The organism is Nocardia thraciensis, assembly GCF_054782435.1.
In genome coordinates this window covers 248698-264378 of sequence record NZ_BAAGSM010000033.1, presented here as the reverse complement: position 1 = coordinate 264378, position 15681 = coordinate 248698, and the positions used below count along the sequence as shown (strand labels likewise).

The window sequence follows — 15681 nt, the reverse complement described above, 5'->3', positions numbered from 1 at the left end:
GTGAAGTTGTATCGGATAGATCGGCGGCTACTCGCTGCGAGCGCTGGGCCCGATCCCGAGCATGGACAGCAGCATGCGGCACTCGTCCGCGTCGGAGGCGTAGGCGGCCACCACGCGCTGGGCCTGTCGTGCGGTCTCGTCGGCGAGCGGCTCCAGATCGTCGTCCGCGATGTCGTTGGCGCCCTTCGCGGCCATCTTCGTATCCTCTCGGCTCGGGGTCGTTACTCGTTGTGCGCAGTCAATGGTATCGGGCGGGGGAATCCGCGCGGTCTGCTCGACCCCCGCCTGCTCGGTCCTTGTCGTCTCGGGGTGCTGTTGGCCGGGATCCCCCGAACTGACACACCGAAACGTTGTCTTCCCCGATACCTATACCGTGGGGAGAGAGCAATCGTCACGGAAAGAAGGGTCCCAGCACTATGCCGTTGGCCACGGTGAACGGAATCTCGCTGAACTACCAGGTGAAGGGGGACAAGGCCAAAGGCACGGATACCAAGGGCGCGGCGCCGCTCGTCGTGTTGATCATGGGCACGGGCAGCCCGGGCCGGGTGTGGGAGCTGCACCAGGTGCCCGCGCTGCTGGCGGCCGGATATCGGGTGTGCACCTTCGACAATCGCGGTATCGCCCCCTCCTACGAGGCCGCCCAGGGCATGCACATCGACGACCTGGTGCGCGACACCGCGGCGCTGATCGAATTCCTCGACGAGGGCCCGGTGCTGCTGGCCGGTACCTCGATGGGTGCGCGGGTGGCGCAGGAGCTGGCGCTGGCCCGTCCGGACCTGGTGCGCAAGGCGGTGTTCATGGCCGGGCACGGCCGCCTCGACCAGTTCCAGAAGACGCTGTCGCTGGGCGAGCACGAGCTGGACGCCTCCGGTGTGCAGTTGCCGGCCAAGTACGAGGCCGCGACCACCGCCGTGATGAACCTCTCTCCCGCCACCCTGGCCGACCCGAATTCCGCGCGGGACTGGCTGGACCTGTTCGAATTCACCGGCGGCCCGGTCACCCCCGGCATCCGCGCACAGCGGCGCATGGATCACGACTTCGACCGGCTGCAGGCCTACCGCGGCATCAAGGTTCCGTGCCTGGCCATGGGGTTCGCCGACGATCGGATGATTCCGGCGTACCTCACGCGGGAGGTCGCGGACGTGATTCCGGGCGCGCGCTACCAGGAGATTCCCGATGCCGGGCACTACGGTTACCTGGAGCGGCCCGAGACGGTCAACAAGGTTCTGCTCGACTTCTTCGGGGCTCGAGGTAACTGACCAACCGTAACGTCGTCCTTGCTAGGGTCGACACAACGCACGGGGGATCTCCGGTCCCGCCGTGTTTCCCCGTACACAGCGCACGTATCCAGTGAGGTGAAATGAGCACCAACCCGTTCGACGACGAGGACGGCCGCTTCTTCGTTCTGGTGAACGACGAGGAGCAGCACTCCCTGTGGCCCGCCTTCGCGGAGGTCCCGGCCGGCTGGCGAGTGGTGTTCGGCGAGGACAGCCGCGCTGCCTGCGTCGAATACGTCGAGAAGAACTGGACCGACATGCGGCCCAAGAGCCTGCGTGACGCGATGGCCGCGGACGACGCGGCCCGCCAGGCCGCCCAGTCCTGACCCGCGGTCCCGATACTGCGCGGTAATGGTCACGACCGGTGGCTGCGTGATGCCCTTTTCAGGGGTCGCGCAGCCACCGTCGCCGTGGCCGGTGCCCGCTGATTTTCGGTGCGGCCGGGTGCCCCGGTTATGATGGCACCGCCTTTTCCGCCTCCTTAGCTCAGTGGTAGAGCACTCGCCTTGTAAGCGAGCGGTCGTCAGTTCAATCCTGACAGGGGGCTCTGTTCGTTCCCAGGAAACTCCCAGGCAGCACACAGCCTCCTCGGCGTGGTGTGGAGGAGCATGGCTTGCATGAGTGGTAAGCCTGCGGATCCGGCGCCCGAGGCGCGTGTGCTGGTGGTGGACGACGAGCCGATGATCGTCGAGTTGTTGTCGGTCAGCCTGCGTTACCAGGGGTTCGAGGTCGCCGTCGCGGCCAATGGGGCCGAGGGGCTGGATCGGGCCCGGACCTTTCGGCCGGATGCGCTGATCATCGACGTCATGATGCCGGGTATGGACGGATTCGGACTGCTGCGGCGGTTGCGCGCGGACGGCATCGACGCCCCCGTCCTGTTCTTGACCGCCCGCGACGAGGTGGAGGACAAGGTCACCGGGCTCACGCTGGGCGCCGACGACTACGTCACCAAACCCTTCAGCCTGGAGGAGGTGGTCGCGCGGCTGCGGGTCATCCTGCGCCGCTCCGGTCATACGACGGAGGAACGCAAGTCCTCGCGGATCCGGTTCGAGGACATCGAACTCGACGACGACACGCACGAGGTGTGGAAGGCGGGGGAGCCTGTGGCGCTGTCGCCCACCGAGTTCACGCTGCTGCGGTACTTCATGGTCAACGCGGGCACGGTGCTCAGCAAGCCGAAGATCCTGGATCACGTGTGGCGCTACGACTTCGGCGGCGAGGTCGGCGTGGTCGAGACCTACGTTTCCTATCTGCGCAAGAAGGTGGACACCGGCCCCGACCGGCTGATCCACACGCTGCGCGGGGTCGGCTATGTCATGCGCGTCCCCAGCCGTCTCCGATCGTCGGTGAAATGAGCATCCGGCAGGGCGGCGACCCCGACGTCGCGGCCGTGCCGTCCGCTCAACCGATTCAAGCTGCGCGCCAAGCGATTTCGCAGCGAATGGCGCGTGTGCCGCTGCGGGTGACGCTGGTGCTGGCCCTGGTGGTGCTGGCCGGGCTCGGGCTGCTGGCCTCCGGGATCGCGGTGACCTCCGTCATGCAGCGCACTCTGATCGATCGTGTCGATCGCGAAATCTCCGATGCCGTACACGGTTTCGCGCGGCCAGGGGTCCCGCCGCCGGATCCGCCGCCGCCGTTCCAGCCGCGTCGCACGTTGGAGCCGTTCTATGTGCGCGTGCGGGATTCGTCGGGCACGCTCCTTACCAAGCTGGACGCGAAGGACGTCGCCCCCGACATACCGGCCGATCTCGGCCGTCGTCCGCGCACCGTGGGCTCGGTGGGCAACCCCGACGAGCACTGGCGTGCGGTGCGATACGAGACTCCGGCCGGTACCAGCGTGGTGGCGATACCGCTGGGCGGAACCGAGAACATCGTCGATCGCTTGATCGGATTGCAGGTGGTGGTGGGTGTGATCGTGCTCGCCGCGCTGGCGGTGGTGGCGCAGTTCGTGATTCGGCGCAGCCTGCGGCCGCTGCGGGAGGTCGAGACGACCGCTGCGGCGATCGCGGGTGGCGACCTGCATCGGCGAGTTCCCGTGCGGGGCACCGATACCGAGGTCGACCGGCTGTCGCAATCGCTGAACGGCATGCTCTCGCAGATCCAGCGGGCCTTCGCCGCCACCGAGGCGTCGGAGGAGGCCGCGCGGCGCTCGGAGGCGAAGATGCGGCGATTCGTCGCGGACGCCAGCCACGAACTGCGCACGCCGCTCACCACTGTCCAGGGCTTCGCCGAGCTGTATCGGCAAGGGGCGCTGGCCGATCCGGCACTGTTCATGGACCGGATCGAACGCGAATCCCACCGCATGGGCCTGCTGGTGGAGGACCTGCTGATGCTGGCCAGACTGGACGCGCAGCGCCCGCTGGAGCGCCGCCCCGTCGACCTGCTCGCGCTGGCCAGCGATGCCGTGCACAATGCCCGCGCCATGGACACCGCGCAGCGGCCGGAGGGGCCGGGTCGCTCGATCGATCTCGAAATACGTTCCGGTAAAGGCACTTTGGAGATCGAAGGCGATGAGGCGCGGCTGCGTCAGGTGCTGTCCAACCTGGTCGGAAACGCCCTCGTGCACACCCCGCCGGAGGCGGCGGTGACGGTGCGGCTCACCCCGGCGGCCGACGAGGTGCTGCTGGAGGTCCTCGACACCGGTCCCGGGCTACCGCCCGAGCACGCCGACCGCGTCTTCGAACGTTTCTACCGCGCCGACAGCTCCCGCAGCCGCGACAGTGGCGGCACCGGCCTGGGTCTGTCCATCGTGGAAGCGCTCGTGACGGCCCACGGCGGCGCCGTCTCGGCCCGTACCGCCCCCGGGGAGGGCACGACCTTCACCGTCCGCCTCCCCCGTCAGGCGGGGACGTTGGCGCCGTAGCCGAGGTCGCGGAGGGCCTGTTTGATCTTGGCCTGGGCCTCGTCCAGGGATTCCTTGCTCGGCTCCGGATCGGCCTGGGAGATGTTGAAGTCGCCGAGTTCGAACGCCGGGAAGACGTGCACGTGCAGGTGCGGGACCTCCAGCCCGGCGACCAGCAGGCCCGCGCGCGGCGCCTCCCAGGCCGCCCGCACCGCCTGGCCGATCTTCTGGGCGACGCCGTTCAGCCGCGCGAACGTGTCGGGGTCGATGTCCTGCCACTGGTCGATCTCCTTGCGGGGCACGACGAGCGTATGTCCCGGGGTGATCGGGGCGATGGTGAGAAAGGCGACGAATTCGTCGTCCTCCCACACGAACCGTCCGGGCAACTGGCCGTCGATGATCGCGCTGAAAACAGAAGCCATGAGCCGAGTCTATTTGCGCCAGCCGCTTCGGTGGGTTACCGGATCGACTGCCGAGGTCCGCGAACGCGTCGCCTAAGCTGTCCTGCGTGCGCGTACTCGTCATCGGTGCCGGAGCCCGTGAACACGCCCTAGTGCTGGCCCTGCGGCGGGATCCGGAGGTGAGCGCCGTCGTCGCCGCGCCCGGCAACCCCGGGATGTCGCAGCACGCCGAGATTCGCCCGGTGGATCCGTGCAGCGCCGAGGCGGTGGTCGCGCTGGCCCGCGAGCGGGCGATCGATCTGGTGGTGATCGGGCCGGAGGTTCCGCTGGTGCTGGGCATCGCGGATGCGGTCCGCGCGGCCGGGATCGCCTGTTTCGGTCCCTCGGCCGCCGCGGCCCGGATCGAGGGCTCGAAGGCCTTCGCCAAGGATGTGATGGCCGCGGCCGGGGTGCGCACCGCGCACAGCGAGATCGTCGACCACCCGGGTGAGCTGGATGCCGCCCTCGACCGTTTCGGCCCGACCTGGGTGGTGAAGGACGACGGTCTCGCGGCGGGCAAGGGCGTGGTGGTGACCGCCGACCGGTCGGCGGCCCGCGACCACGGTGCCGAACTGCTCGAGCAGGGCCATCCGGTGCTGCTGGAATCCTTCCTCGACGGTCCCGAGGTCTCGCTGTTCTGCCTGGTCGACGGCGAGGCGGTGGTGCCGCTGCTGCCCGCGCAGGACCACAAGCGCGTCGGCAACGGCGATACCGGGCCCAATACCGGCGGTATGGGCGCCTACACGCCGTTACCGTGGTTGCCCGCCGAGACGGTGGCGGAGATCGTCGACGGCGTCGTGAAACCTGTTGCGGCGGAGATGGTCCGGCGCGGCGTCCCGTTCTCCGGGCTGCTGTACGCCGGGCTGGCGATCGGCCAGGCCGGGCCCGCCGTGGTCGAATTCAACTGCCGCTTCGGCGATCCCGAGACCCAGGCGGTGCTGGCGCTGCTGGACAGTCCGCTCGGCGCGCTGCTGCATGCCACCGCCACCGGCGCCCTCGCTCAGACCGAGCCGCCGCGGTGGCAGTCCGGTGCGGCGGTGACGGTGGTGCTGGCCGCCGAGAACTATCCGGGCCGCCCCCGCACCGGCGACGTGATCGCCGGTACCGACGGCTCCGACCCGAATGCCGAAGTGCTGCACGCGGGTACGTCCCTCCGCGACGACGGCGCGCTGCTGTCCGCGGGCGGCCGCGTCCTCAACGTCGTAGCCACCGGCACCGACCTCACCGAGGCCCGCGAGCGCGCCTACACCCGCATCACCAAGATCAAACTCCCCGGCAGCCACTACCGCACCGACATCGCCCTGGCCGCAGTAGAGGGCGGCATAGCGATTCCGGCCAAGAGCACGCCGGAAATGACAGAAGTGGAGTAAGCAAGCCCGCCGGTACTTCCTCACCCTGCGCGCGTTCCGGCGCTTCCTGGTTGCGCGAGTGTGCTGGTAGCTTCTCCCGCGAGTGTGCTGGTGGCTTATCCGGCGAGTGTGCTGGTGGCCTATCCCGCGAGTGTGGTGGGCTTTTCATTTCCCGTGTTCGCGGCCCCCTGGGGCCGCGAACACGGGATCACGACGATGGGTGGGTCGGTCAGCCCAGTTGTAGGCCGTGTAGGGCCAGCCAGGGTTGGGGGTCTACGTGGTTGCCGTTGATCAGGATTTCGAAGTGTAGGTGGGGTCCGGTGGAGTCGCCGCGGTTGCCGACTCGGGCGATCTGCTGGCCGGTGCGGACGCGTTCGCCCACCGAGACCGAGAAGTCGTACATGTGGCCGTAGACGGAGATGGTGCCGTCGTCGTGGCGCACGCGCACCCAGAGGCCGAAGCCCTGGGCGGGCCCGGCGTCGACCACGGTGCCGTCGGTGATCGCGTAGATCGGCGAGCCGATCGGCGCGGCGATATCGATACCGGCGTGGAAGGTGCCCCAGCGCTGCCCGAATCCGGAGGTGAACAACCCCCGCGCGGGCAGCACGAAACCGCCGATCCCGGGCAGGATTCCACCGGGGATGGGGGTGACGGTGCCGCCCAGCCAGGGCGCCGGTTGCCCGGAGACGGCCGCAGACGCCTCCGCCTTGGCGCGTTCCAGGGTGGCGCGGGCCGCCGCGGCCACCACTTGCGATTCGCGGATCCGCTCGCCGTTGTCGATGGCGTTCAGATAGCGCTTGCTCGACTCCGGCGCCGACCGCACCTGCAGCGGGTACGCGACCGGGATGCGCTGCTCGCCGCCCTGGGCCACGGGCGTCTCCACGGGTCGTGGCGCGGTGGCGTCGGCGGCCGCGAACAGCGCCACGACGACCACCCCGGCCACCAGCACGCGATGCCGAATCAACCAGCCGCGCAACCGCGGCCACTGTTCGTGGGCGTAGGCCCGCCAGTCTCGATGGAGGAATTCCCGCCAGTCGAAGTGCACGAGCGCATGCCACAGATCCCGCGCCCGCCCTCGAATCAGTCCGGCCGCACGCCTCGCCCGCACGGCCGCTCGTCGCAGGCGACGCCGCCGCGCACCCCGTTCCCGTCGCAGCGCGGAACGCCAGTCGGGTCGGAGCGCCGTCCCACCCCCTGGTACAACCTTCGCACTGCGTGCCTGGTCAGGCATTCTGCCGACGATAACAGGGCGTTCCTGCGCACCGCAGGCGGGCAAGGTCCGGCCTGGCCGGACACGAATCCGATTGTCGCGGCAGCAATCGCCACCTGAGCGCCGACCATGTCCGCCGCGGCCGGATCCGCGCGATCGGAGGCTGGTAATACCTGCGCTGCGCCGGCGTCGCGTGTTCTACCGTCGTCGGGTGCGCATTGAATCCCGCCGGTCGAGTGTCCCGCCCTTCTACGTCATGGATGTCTGGAAGGCGGCCGCCGAGCGGGCCCGCACCCACGGCGACGTGCTGGTGCTGGCGGCCGGCCAGCCGTCCACGCCCGCGCCCGCGCCGGTGTTGCGGGCCACGCGGGCGGCGCTGGACGGCGAACTGCTCGGCTACACCGAGACCTTCGGCATCCTGCCGCTGCGCGCGGCGATCGCCGAGCATCACACCCGCACCTACGGCATCGCGGTGGATCCCGACGACGTCGTGGTCACGACCGGTTCGTCCGGCGCCTTCACGCTGATCTTCTTGGCCGCCTTCGATATCGGCGACACCGTGGTGGTGGCCCGCCCCGGCTATCCCGCCTACCGCAACACCCTGGCCGCCCTGGGTTGCCGGGTGGTCGAGCTGGACTGCGGCCCGCAGACCCGCTTCCAGCCGACGGTCGCCATGCTGGAGGCGTTGCCGGAACCGCCCGCCGGACTGATCGTGGCCAGCCCCGCCAACCCGACCGGCACCATGATCGCGCCCGACGAACTGGCCGCCCTCGCGCGCTGGTGCGACGACCATGGCACGCTGCTGATCTCCGACGAGATCTATCACGGCATCGTCTACGCCGAGACCGAGCCGACCGCCTCCGCCTGGGAGACCTCGTGCGAGTCCGTGGTGGTCGGCTCGGTCTCGAAGTACTTCTCGATGACGGGCTGGCGGCTGGGCTGGATGCTGGTGCCGCCGGGCCTGCGCCCGGCGCTGCAGCGGCTGGCCTCCAATATGACGGTCTGCCCGCCCGCCATCTCGCAGTACGCCGCGGTGCACGCGTTCGGCCCCGAGGCCGAGTCGGAATTGGACGGCCACGTCCGCCGGTACGCACAGAACCGCGAACTGCTGCTGCAGGGCCTGCCCAAGCTGGGCATCACCGAGCTGGCACCGGCCGACGGCGCGTTCTACGCCTACGCCGATATCGCGCATCTGACCGATGATTCGCTCCGCTGGTGCGCGGACCTGTTGGCGCACACCGGCATTGCGATCGCGCCGGGCATAGATTTCGATACCAACAACGGAAACCATACGGTCCGTTTCTCGTTCGCGGGCGCCACCGCCGATATCGAGGAGGCGCTGGCACGGCTGCGGCGCTATCTGGACAACTGAACAGTCGACACGCCTGAGCAGCGCCGACGCGCAAAGACTTTTCGTTCTGGCCCACCAGGAGTGCCCGGATGGGGTAGAAAAGCGTTGGTTGTTTTTTCAATGCCGCCTGGACATTTGCCCACGCGGAACTGGATTTGTCATAGATCGCACCGATTTGGCACGGATGAACCGATGATGACTGGCACGATGACACGGTGATCACCGCGACGACACCGAAAGGCGAACGGCGTCGCCAAGCGTTGGTTGCGGCTGCGGCCGAGTTGCTACTGGAGGGTGGATTCGACGCCGTGCGCCACCGTTCGGTGGCCACCCGCGCGGATCTGCCCCTGGCGTCGACGACCTACTACTTCGAGTCCCTGGAGGACCTGATCGCACGCGCGGTCGAGTTCAGCGGCAACGCCGAACTCGACGCCATGCGCCGCCGCGTCGGCGAGGTGACCCACCGCCGCCGCGGCGCCGAGGCGACTGTCGACCTGCTCCTGGACCTACTGGTCGGGGTGGACGGCCACGACGAGTTCGAGCGCGGCCAACTGATCGCGCGCTACGAGCGGTCGGTGGCCTCGGCCCGCCACCCCGAACTACGCGAGGTACAGCTACGACTACGCGCTCAGCTGGACGAGTTGCTGGCCGATGTGCTGCGCCGGTCCGATCGGGTGGTGCGGATCGAGCAGCTGCGGCGGCTGGTCGCGGTGGTCGACGGCGCGGTGGTGACGGCCCTGACGGAGCTGGATCCACAGCCGCGCCGGGTGGCCCGCGGGGCGCTACTCGAGGTGATCGACGTGATCGCCCCGCCCACCCCGCAGCACCCGGCATCCCACTCGCCGCCGCATCCGCCCCACCCGACGGCCCAACATCCCGCGAATCCGCACACTCTGCCGCAGCACACCACGGCGTGAGCCACCGGCGGCAATCGATCAGCGACCGAACCTTAAACTGGGCTTCGTGAGTCTTGTTCCGAACGTCCTCGCCACCCGATACGCCAGCCCCGAACTGGTGCGGCTGTGGTCACCCGAGAACAAGATCGTGCTCGAGCGCCGGTTGTGGCTGGAGGTGCTGCGGGCCCAGGCGGAACTGGGCGTGGACGTGCCGCCCGGTGTCGTCGAGGACTACGAGCGCGTCATCGACCGGGTCGACCTGGCCTCGATCGCCGAGCGGGAGCGCGTGACCCGGCACGACGTGAAGGCGCGCATCGAGGAGTTCAACGCGCTGGCCGGGCACGAACACATCCACAAGGGCATGACCAGCCGCGATCTCACCGAGAACGTGGAGCAGCTGCAGGTCCGGCTGTCGCTGGAGCACGTCTACGGGCACGGCGTCGCGGTCGCGGCCCGGCTGGCCGAGCGGGCGGCGGAGTATCAGGCGCTGGTGATGGCGGGCCGATCGCACAATGTGGCCGCGCAGGCCACCACGCTCGGCAAGCGATTCGCCAGCGCCGCAGACGAAGTGCTGATCGCGCTGACCCGGCTGCGGGAGCTGATCGAGCGGTATCCGTTGCGCGGCATCAAGGGCCCGATGGGCACCGCGCAGGACATGCTCGACCTCCTCGACGGCGCCCCGGCGAAGCTGGCCCTGCTGGAGCAGAAAGTGGCGCGGCACTTGGGTTTCGCCACCGTGCTGACCAGTGTCGGGCAGGTGTACCCGCGCTCGCTGGACCACGACGTGCTCTCCGCGCTGGTCCAATTGGGCGCGGGCCCTTCGTCTTTCGCGCACACGGTGCGCCTGATGGCCGGGCACGAGCTGGTCACCGAGGGCTTCCAACCGGGCCAGGTGGGTTCCTCGGCGATGCCGCACAAGATGAACACCCGCTCCTGTGAGCGCGTCAACGGCCTGCAGGTGGTGCTGCGCGGGTACGCGTCGATGGCCGCGGAATTGGCTGGGGCGCAATGGAATGAGGGCGATGTGTTCTGCTCGGTGGTGCGCCGTGTCGCGCTGCCGGATGCCTTCTTCGCCGTCGACGGCATGATCGAGACCTTCCTCACCGTGCTGGCCGAGTTCGGTGCGTACCCGGCGGTGATCGATCGCGAACTCAGCCGCTATCTGCCGTTCCTGGCCACCACCCGCATTCTGATGGCCGCGGTCCGTGCCGGTGTCGGCCGGGAGACGGCGCACGAGGTCATCAAGGAGCACGCGGTCGCGGTCGCGCTCGCCATGCGGGAGCAGGGCCGCGAGCCGGATCTGCTGGACCGCCTGGCCGCCGACGAGCGCCTGCCGCTGGACCGGGCCGCCCTGGACGAGGCGCTGGCCGACAAGTCCGCGTTCATCGGTGCGGCCGAGGCCCAGGTCGCCGACGTGGTCGCCCAGGTACAGAAGCTGGCCGACGCCGACCCCGAGGCAGCGCGCTACACCCCGTCTCCGATCCTCTGACCGCACAGCGCGTTCCGACCGCCCGAGGACACGGCGAGGGTGCCCGGCCGTCGTCCGGCACGTAGGCTGGCTGCCCATGGACCCGTACACGATCTTTGCCGACATCGTCTCCGGTCGCGCCCCCGCGTCGAAGGTGCACGAGGACGCGGATGTGCTGGCGTTCATGGACATTCGGCCGATGACGCCGGGGCATCTGCTCGTGATTCCGAAGACTCCGGCGCGGAGTCTGGCCGAGTTGGACCCGGAGCTGGGCGGCAAGCTGTTCCGGGTGGGGCAGCACTTGGCGGCGGCGCTGCGCGCGTCCGAGGTGCGGTGCGACGGGGTGAACTTCTTCCTCGCCGACGGGGTGACGGCGGGCCAGGAGGTCTTCCATGTGCACCTGCACGTCATTCCGCGTACCCCCGGCGACGGGTTCGGCCTGCGCGGCCGCCCGACCACCCCGGCCCGGGCCGATCTGGACTATCTGGCGACGTCCATCCGTGGCGCGCTGGAGCGGGCCGTCCCGCAGCAGTGAGCCGACCCGTGTCGTGACACGAACCACACGGTTTGCCAAGGAAACGCCAGCCCGCCAATGTGCCCCGGCTTATCAACGCGTGAGCTAACTTTGAAGGCACGTGTGGTGGGGTGATGGAGGTGGGCTATGCGTCGTCGCGCTGTTGCTGCTGTTGTGCTCGCGGGCGTGCTGGGAACTCTCGCGCCCTGGGTGGGGCAGGCGCCGCCCGCCGCCGCGGCCCGGGTCGTCGGCATCGATGAGCTCAGCCCGACCAGGTCCGCGGTCTTCGTGGAGTCGGCCGCCATGGGCCGCACGATCCAGGTGCAGGTGCTGCATCCGGCCGGTGGCGGCGCGCGCCCGTCCTACTATCTGCTCGACGGCTTGGACCCGGGGGAGCGGCAGAGCACCTGGACCAATGCCACCGACGCCGAGCCCTTCTTCGCCGGGCGCAACGTCAATGTGGTGCTGCCCATGGGTGGCCAGGCGAGCTACTACACCGACTGGCAGCAGGATGATCCCCGGTTCGGCCGCTACCGCTGGGAGACCTTTCTGACCCGGGAACTACCCCCGATCATCGATGCGCACTTCGCGGGCAACGGCGTCAACGCGATCGGCGGGCTGTCGATGGGCGGCATCGCGGCATTCGTGCTGGTGGTGCGCAATCCGGGTCTGTACACCGCGGTCGCCGGGTACAGCGCCTGCCCCGATCTGGGTCTGGCGCAGGGGCCGATCCTGTTCTCTATCGCCAACAGGGGCGGCACCCCGGGCAATATGTGGGGCCCGCCCGGCGGTCCGGCCTGGGCCGAGCACGATCCGGCGCTGCTGGCGGATCGGCTGCGCGGCACCACGATCTACCTGTCCACCGGCACCGGCATTCCCGGTCCGCACGAGACCGAGATCAAGCCCCAGCTCCCGGAGAACATCTTCTTCGGCGCGCCGATCGAGGCGGGCGTAGACGGATGCGTGACGTCGTTCGAGCAGCGGTTGCGGGGATTGAACATCCCCGCCCACGTCGATCGCAGCCCGGTAGGTACGCATTCGTGGTCCTACTGGCAGGACCAACTGCACGCGTCGTGGCCCACCGTCGGGTCGGCGATCGGCGCGTGACCGGCTGACGAGTGCGCCCGAACCGGGTCGCGGCGATCTAGGACCGCGGCCGGTTGAACTCGCCGTCCTTCGCGCCCGCGACGAAGGCCGACCACTCGCCGGGGGTGAAGATGAGCGTCGGACCGTCCGGATTCTTCGCATCGCGCAGGCCGATATTGCCGCTGGCAAGGAAGGCCACCTCGACGCCGCCGGATTCGCTGCTGCGATGCCACACGGCGTCGGTGTTGATCTCGCGGTTCTTCGCTTCCACATCTGCTCCTGTACGGGTGGTATCCGTTCGCCGTGCGGTGTCGCAGCCACAGTAGCCGGTCCCACCGCGGCCGGAAATCCGTGCTACGACATTCTTCTCCGATGCCGCAAGTCCTTCCCGAAAATGACGACGCGTGGACCGGGAAAGGCTTTCCGGCCGCAGGCGAATGCCTGAATCCAGCCGGGTAGACGGGCGCTGCTCACGTCGGGCCGGAGGTTGCGGCGGGCACGGAAAACCGCTGTTCATGACGCTGCTGGCACATGATCTGGGGGCGCCGGTGAGCGGCGGCATTTGTCGGCGGGGCACGGCATTCTCGTGGTTTACCCGGCAAGTGAATCGGAAACCCAGCTCACTGTGGCGGATATACGGCGTCGACTGGACGGAGAAGCCGGACAGTGTGCGCCGCGCCACACCCCAGGCACGATAAGGATGGAGCACCGCATGGCACCCGTCTTCGACAGTTGCGCGGTGGTGCCCCGGCACCTCACCGTCGAGCAAGCGCACAACATCCTGCACATCCACCGCAGCTGCCCCACCGACCAATGCCCCCGCCGCAAGGCCGCCCTGTACTTCCTCATGGACTCCCGCCGCACGGCCCGCGACGGCGGTCGCGACCTGCGCCGACCGGTGCCGCGCACGCCCGGGCTGAGCTGAACCGCGCGCCGGGGTTGGCGCCGGTCGCCGTGGGCCGCGCACTACGGTGGAGCGCATGGCTCTCGACAGTGGTACCGGAACGACCCCGAACGTCGGCGGCACAGCGTCCGCCGGGTCTTCGTCGCGGCCCGGCGAGGTGACACCGCCGACCGCGCCGCGAGTGCCGATCGAGCGCGTGCATCACGGCGATACCTTCGTCGACGACTACGAATGGCTGCGCGACAAGGACAATCCGGACGTCATCGCCCATCTCGAGGCGGAGAACGCCTACACCGATGCGCAGACCGCACAGCTGCGGCCGTTGCAGGACAAGATCTTCGACGAGATCAAGGCCCGGACCCAGGAGACCGATCTGTCGGTTCCGGCGCGGATGGGCGAGTACTGGTACTACTCCCGCAGCTTCGAGGGCAAACAGTACGGGGTGCACTGCCGCTGCCCGATCGCGGACCCGGACGACTGGACGCCGCCGCAGCTGGAGGTGGGCGCCGAAATCCCCGGCGAGCAGATCCTGCTGGACAGTAACGCCCTCGCCGAGGGTCACGACTTCTTCGCGCTGGGCGCCTTCTCGATCAGCCACGACGGCACGCTGCTGGCGTATTCGGTGGACACCGTCGGTGACGAGCGATATGTGCTGCGGTTCAAGGACTTGCGCACCGGCGAACCGCTCGGTGACGAGATCCCCGGCACCGCGCCCGGGGCGACCTGGTCGCTGGACGGCACCCACGTCTTCTATCAGACCGTTGACGAATCCTGGCGACCCGATACGGTGTGGCGGCATCGGCTGGGCACGCCGAAAGAGCAGGACGCCAAGGTCTTTCACGAGCCGGACGAGCGCTACTGGGTGAGCATCGGCGCCACTCGTTCCGAGAAGTACCTGATGGTCTGGGTGGGGTCGAAGATCACCAGCGAGGGCTGGATCCTCGAATCGGACAATCCCGAGGGCGAATTCCGGGTGCTGCTGCCGCGGCGCGAGGGCGTCGAGTACTCGGCCGAGCACGCGGTGGTCGGCGGCCGGGATCGATTCCTCATCCTGCACAACGATGTCGTCGACGGTGTGAAGGCGGAGAACTTCGTGCTCGCCGACGCGCCCGTGGATGATCCGGCGAATATGACGATGCTCATCCCGCATCGCGACGACGTGCGGCTCGAGGACATCGACTGCTTCGCCGACCACCTGGTGCTGTCCTATCGGCGCGAGGCGCTGTCGCGAGTCGCGGTGTGGCCGTTGACCTCCGAGGGGTACGGCGAGCCGCAGGAGTTGGACTTCGGGCTGGAGTTGTTCGCGGCCGGTGTCGGCTCCAATCCGGAATGGGACCAGCCCACGCTGCGGGTGGGGCTGACCTCGTTCATCACCCCGGTGCAGGTCTTCGACTACGTGCCCGCGACCGGCGAGCTGCTGCTGCGCAAGCAGCAGACGGTGTTGGGCGGTTACGACCCGAACGACTATGAGCAGCACCGGGACTGGGCCGTGGCGGAGGACGGCACCCGGATCCCGATCTCGCTCGTGCGACGCAAGGGCTCGAACGGCCTCGGCCCGAAACCGTTGCTGCTGTACGGCTACGGCTCCTACGAGGCCAGCATCGACCCCGCGTTCTCGGTGTCGCGGCTGTCGCTGCTGGACCGGGGCATGGTGTTCGCCGTCGCGCACGTGCGGGGCGGCGGCGAGATGGGCCGACTCTGGTACGAGCACGGCAAGACCCTCACCAAGAAGAACACCTTCACCGATTTCGTCTCCTGCGCAAGGCATCTCGTCGATACCGGGGTCACCGCGCCGGACCGGATGGTCGCCGACGGGGGCAGCGCGGGCGGCCTGCTGGTGGGCGCTGTCGCCAATCTGGCGCCGGAGCTGTTCACGGGCATCCTCGCCAATGTGCCGTTCGTGGATCCGCTCACCTCGATCCTGGATCCGTCGTTGCCGCTGACGGTGATCGAATGGGACGAGTGGGGAAATCCGCTGGCGGACAAGCAGGTCTACGACTACATGAAGTCCTATTCGCCGTACGAGAACGTCGAGGCCAAGGACTATCCGGCGATCCTCGCGATCACCAGCCTCAACGACACCCGCGTGCTGTACGTGGAACCGGCCAAATGGGTGGCGAAGTTGCGCGCCACCAAGACCGGTGACGCGCAGCTGCTGTTGAAGACCGAGATGAGCGCCGGCCACGGCGGTGTCAGCGGGCGCTACGAGAAGTGGAAGGAAGTGGCGTTCGAGTACGCCTGGGTGCTGGACACCGTCGGTCTCGCGGACGTCCATGATCAGCTGATTCGGTAGCGCGAATTCGCCGCGCCGTCACCCGCGCAGCACGGTGCCGACACCTGCCGC

The 15681-nt window shown here is 68.8% G+C and carries 16 protein-coding genes and 1 tRNA gene; 13 read left to right on the top strand and 4 right to left on the bottom strand.

Annotation, left to right across the window (positions count from 1 at the left end; all coding sequences use genetic code 11):
* Positions 1 to 27: 27 nt before the first annotated feature.
* The gene (locus tag ACYVLQ_RS22365) at positions 28 to 195 is read right to left on the bottom strand and encodes a hypothetical protein (protein ID WP_460699453.1); all 168 of its coding nucleotides are present in this window, start codon (positions 193 to 195) and stop codon (positions 28 to 30) included.
* Between the two features lie 221 nt (positions 196 to 416).
* Between ACYVLQ_RS22365 and ACYVLQ_RS22360 the strand changes: the two genes are divergently transcribed.
* The 5 genes from ACYVLQ_RS22360 to ACYVLQ_RS22340 all read left to right on the top strand — a co-directional run bounded on the left by ACYVLQ_RS22360 (position 417) and on the right by ACYVLQ_RS22340 (position 4140).
* Positions 417 to 1259, top strand: a complete 843-nt coding sequence (locus ACYVLQ_RS22360; protein WP_460699452.1) for an alpha/beta fold hydrolase — start codon at positions 417 to 419, stop codon at positions 1257 to 1259.
* Positions 1260 to 1360: 101 nt separating this feature from the next.
* Complete coding sequence (locus ACYVLQ_RS22355) at positions 1361 to 1603, top strand: MbtH family protein (RefSeq protein ID WP_019931522.1); 243 nt, start codon at positions 1361 to 1363, stop codon at positions 1601 to 1603.
* Between the two features lie 149 nt (positions 1604 to 1752).
* A tRNA-Thr gene (locus tag ACYVLQ_RS22350) sits at positions 1753 to 1824 on the top strand.
* A 70-nt stretch (positions 1825 to 1894) separates the two neighbouring features.
* On the top strand, positions 1895 to 2632 hold the full coding sequence (locus ACYVLQ_RS22345) for a response regulator transcription factor (protein ID WP_460699451.1): 738 nt from the start codon (positions 1895 to 1897) through the stop codon (positions 2630 to 2632).
* Positions 2633 to 2718: 86 nt separating this feature from the next.
* Complete coding sequence (locus ACYVLQ_RS22340; RefSeq protein WP_460699600.1) at positions 2719 to 4140, top strand: sensor histidine kinase; 1422 nt, start codon at positions 2719 to 2721, stop codon at positions 4138 to 4140.
* Here ACYVLQ_RS22340 and ACYVLQ_RS22335 read toward each other — a convergent pair.
* Positions 4116 to 4541, bottom strand: coding sequence for an HIT family protein (locus ACYVLQ_RS22335; RefSeq protein WP_460699450.1), 426 nt, complete (start codon positions 4539 to 4541; stop codon positions 4116 to 4118). The genes ACYVLQ_RS22340 and ACYVLQ_RS22335 overlap by 25 nt on opposite strands.
* 86 nt (positions 4542 to 4627) lie before the next feature.
* On the opposite strand from ACYVLQ_RS22335, the gene purD reads away from it, so the two are divergent.
* Positions 4628 to 5929: a phosphoribosylamine--glycine ligase gene (purD, locus tag ACYVLQ_RS22330; RefSeq protein ID WP_460699449.1), complete on the top strand. Its 1302-nt coding sequence runs from the start codon at positions 4628 to 4630 to the stop codon at positions 5927 to 5929.
* 208 nt (positions 5930 to 6137) lie between these two features.
* Here the strand turns inward: purD and ACYVLQ_RS22325 are convergent, their stop codons facing one another.
* Positions 6138 to 7016, bottom strand: coding sequence for a M23 family metallopeptidase (locus ACYVLQ_RS22325; protein WP_460699448.1), 879 nt, complete (start codon positions 7014 to 7016; stop codon positions 6138 to 6140).
* A gap of 313 nt (positions 7017 to 7329) precedes the next feature.
* Here ACYVLQ_RS22325 and ACYVLQ_RS22320 point away from each other — a divergent pair, with 313 nt between their 5' ends.
* The 5 genes from ACYVLQ_RS22320 (at position 7330) to ACYVLQ_RS22300 (ending at position 12454) form a co-directional block, all read left to right on the top strand.
* The gene (locus ACYVLQ_RS22320) at positions 7330 to 8490 is read left to right on the top strand and encodes a pyridoxal phosphate-dependent aminotransferase (protein ID WP_460699447.1); all 1161 of its coding nucleotides are present in this window, start codon (positions 7330 to 7332) and stop codon (positions 8488 to 8490) included.
* A 194-nt stretch (positions 8491 to 8684) separates the two neighbouring features.
* Complete coding sequence (locus tag ACYVLQ_RS22315; RefSeq protein WP_460699446.1) at positions 8685 to 9386, top strand: TetR/AcrR family transcriptional regulator; 702 nt, start codon at positions 8685 to 8687, stop codon at positions 9384 to 9386.
* 46 nt (positions 9387 to 9432) lie between these two features.
* Positions 9433 to 10854, top strand: coding sequence for an adenylosuccinate lyase (gene purB, locus ACYVLQ_RS22310; protein WP_460699445.1), 1422 nt, complete (start codon positions 9433 to 9435; stop codon positions 10852 to 10854).
* Between the two features lie 76 nt (positions 10855 to 10930).
* The gene (locus ACYVLQ_RS22305) at positions 10931 to 11368 is read left to right on the top strand and encodes an HIT family protein (RefSeq protein WP_460699444.1); all 438 of its coding nucleotides are present in this window, start codon (positions 10931 to 10933) and stop codon (positions 11366 to 11368) included.
* A 126-nt stretch (positions 11369 to 11494) separates the two neighbouring features.
* The gene (locus ACYVLQ_RS22300) at positions 11495 to 12454 is read left to right on the top strand and encodes an alpha/beta hydrolase (protein WP_460699443.1); all 960 of its coding nucleotides are present in this window, start codon (positions 11495 to 11497) and stop codon (positions 12452 to 12454) included.
* A 37-nt stretch (positions 12455 to 12491) separates the two neighbouring features.
* Here the strand turns inward: ACYVLQ_RS22300 and ACYVLQ_RS22295 are convergent, their stop codons facing one another.
* Positions 12492 to 12704: a DUF397 domain-containing protein gene (locus ACYVLQ_RS22295; protein WP_460699442.1), complete on the bottom strand. Its 213-nt coding sequence runs from the start codon at positions 12702 to 12704 to the stop codon at positions 12492 to 12494.
* 441 nt (positions 12705 to 13145) lie between these two features.
* On the opposite strand from ACYVLQ_RS22295, the gene ACYVLQ_RS22290 reads away from it, so the two are divergent.
* Both ACYVLQ_RS22290 and ACYVLQ_RS22285 read left to right on the top strand, forming a co-directional pair.
* Positions 13146 to 13358, top strand: coding sequence for a hypothetical protein (locus ACYVLQ_RS22290; RefSeq protein ID WP_460699441.1), 213 nt, complete (start codon positions 13146 to 13148; stop codon positions 13356 to 13358).
* A gap of 55 nt (positions 13359 to 13413) precedes the next feature.
* Positions 13414 to 15630, top strand: a complete 2217-nt coding sequence (locus ACYVLQ_RS22285; protein WP_460699440.1) for a S9 family peptidase — start codon at positions 13414 to 13416, stop codon at positions 15628 to 15630.
* Positions 15631 to 15681 lie beyond the last annotated feature (51 nt).

Excerpts from the sequence above, each read along its gene's own strand:
- ACYVLQ_RS22365 (WP_460699453.1), bottom strand. The coding sequence starts at position 195 with ATGGCCGCGAAGGGCGCCAACGACATCGCGGACGACGATCTGGAGCCG.
- ACYVLQ_RS22360 (WP_460699452.1), top strand. The coding sequence starts at position 417 with ATGCCGTTGGCCACGGTGAACGGAATCTCGCTGAACTACCAGGTGAAG.
- ACYVLQ_RS22355 (WP_019931522.1), top strand. The coding sequence starts at position 1,361 with ATGAGCACCAACCCGTTCGACGACGAGGACGGCCGCTTCTTCGTTCTG.
- ACYVLQ_RS22345 (WP_460699451.1), top strand. The coding sequence starts at position 1,895 with ATGAGTGGTAAGCCTGCGGATCCGGCGCCCGAGGCGCGTGTGCTGGTG.
- ACYVLQ_RS22340 (WP_460699600.1), top strand. The coding sequence starts at position 2,719 with ATGGCGCGTGTGCCGCTGCGGGTGACGCTGGTGCTGGCCCTGGTGGTG.
- ACYVLQ_RS22335 (WP_460699450.1), bottom strand. The coding sequence starts at position 4,541 with ATGGCTTCTGTTTTCAGCGCGATCATCGACGGCCAGTTGCCCGGACGG.
- ACYVLQ_RS22305 (WP_460699444.1), top strand. The coding sequence starts at position 10,931 with ATGGACCCGTACACGATCTTTGCCGACATCGTCTCCGGTCGCGCCCCC.
- ACYVLQ_RS22300 (WP_460699443.1), top strand. The coding sequence starts at position 11,495 with ATGCGTCGTCGCGCTGTTGCTGCTGTTGTGCTCGCGGGCGTGCTGGGA.
- ACYVLQ_RS22290 (WP_460699441.1), top strand. The coding sequence starts at position 13,146 with ATGGCACCCGTCTTCGACAGTTGCGCGGTGGTGCCCCGGCACCTCACC.
- ACYVLQ_RS22285 (WP_460699440.1), top strand. The coding sequence starts at position 13,414 with ATGGCTCTCGACAGTGGTACCGGAACGACCCCGAACGTCGGCGGCACA.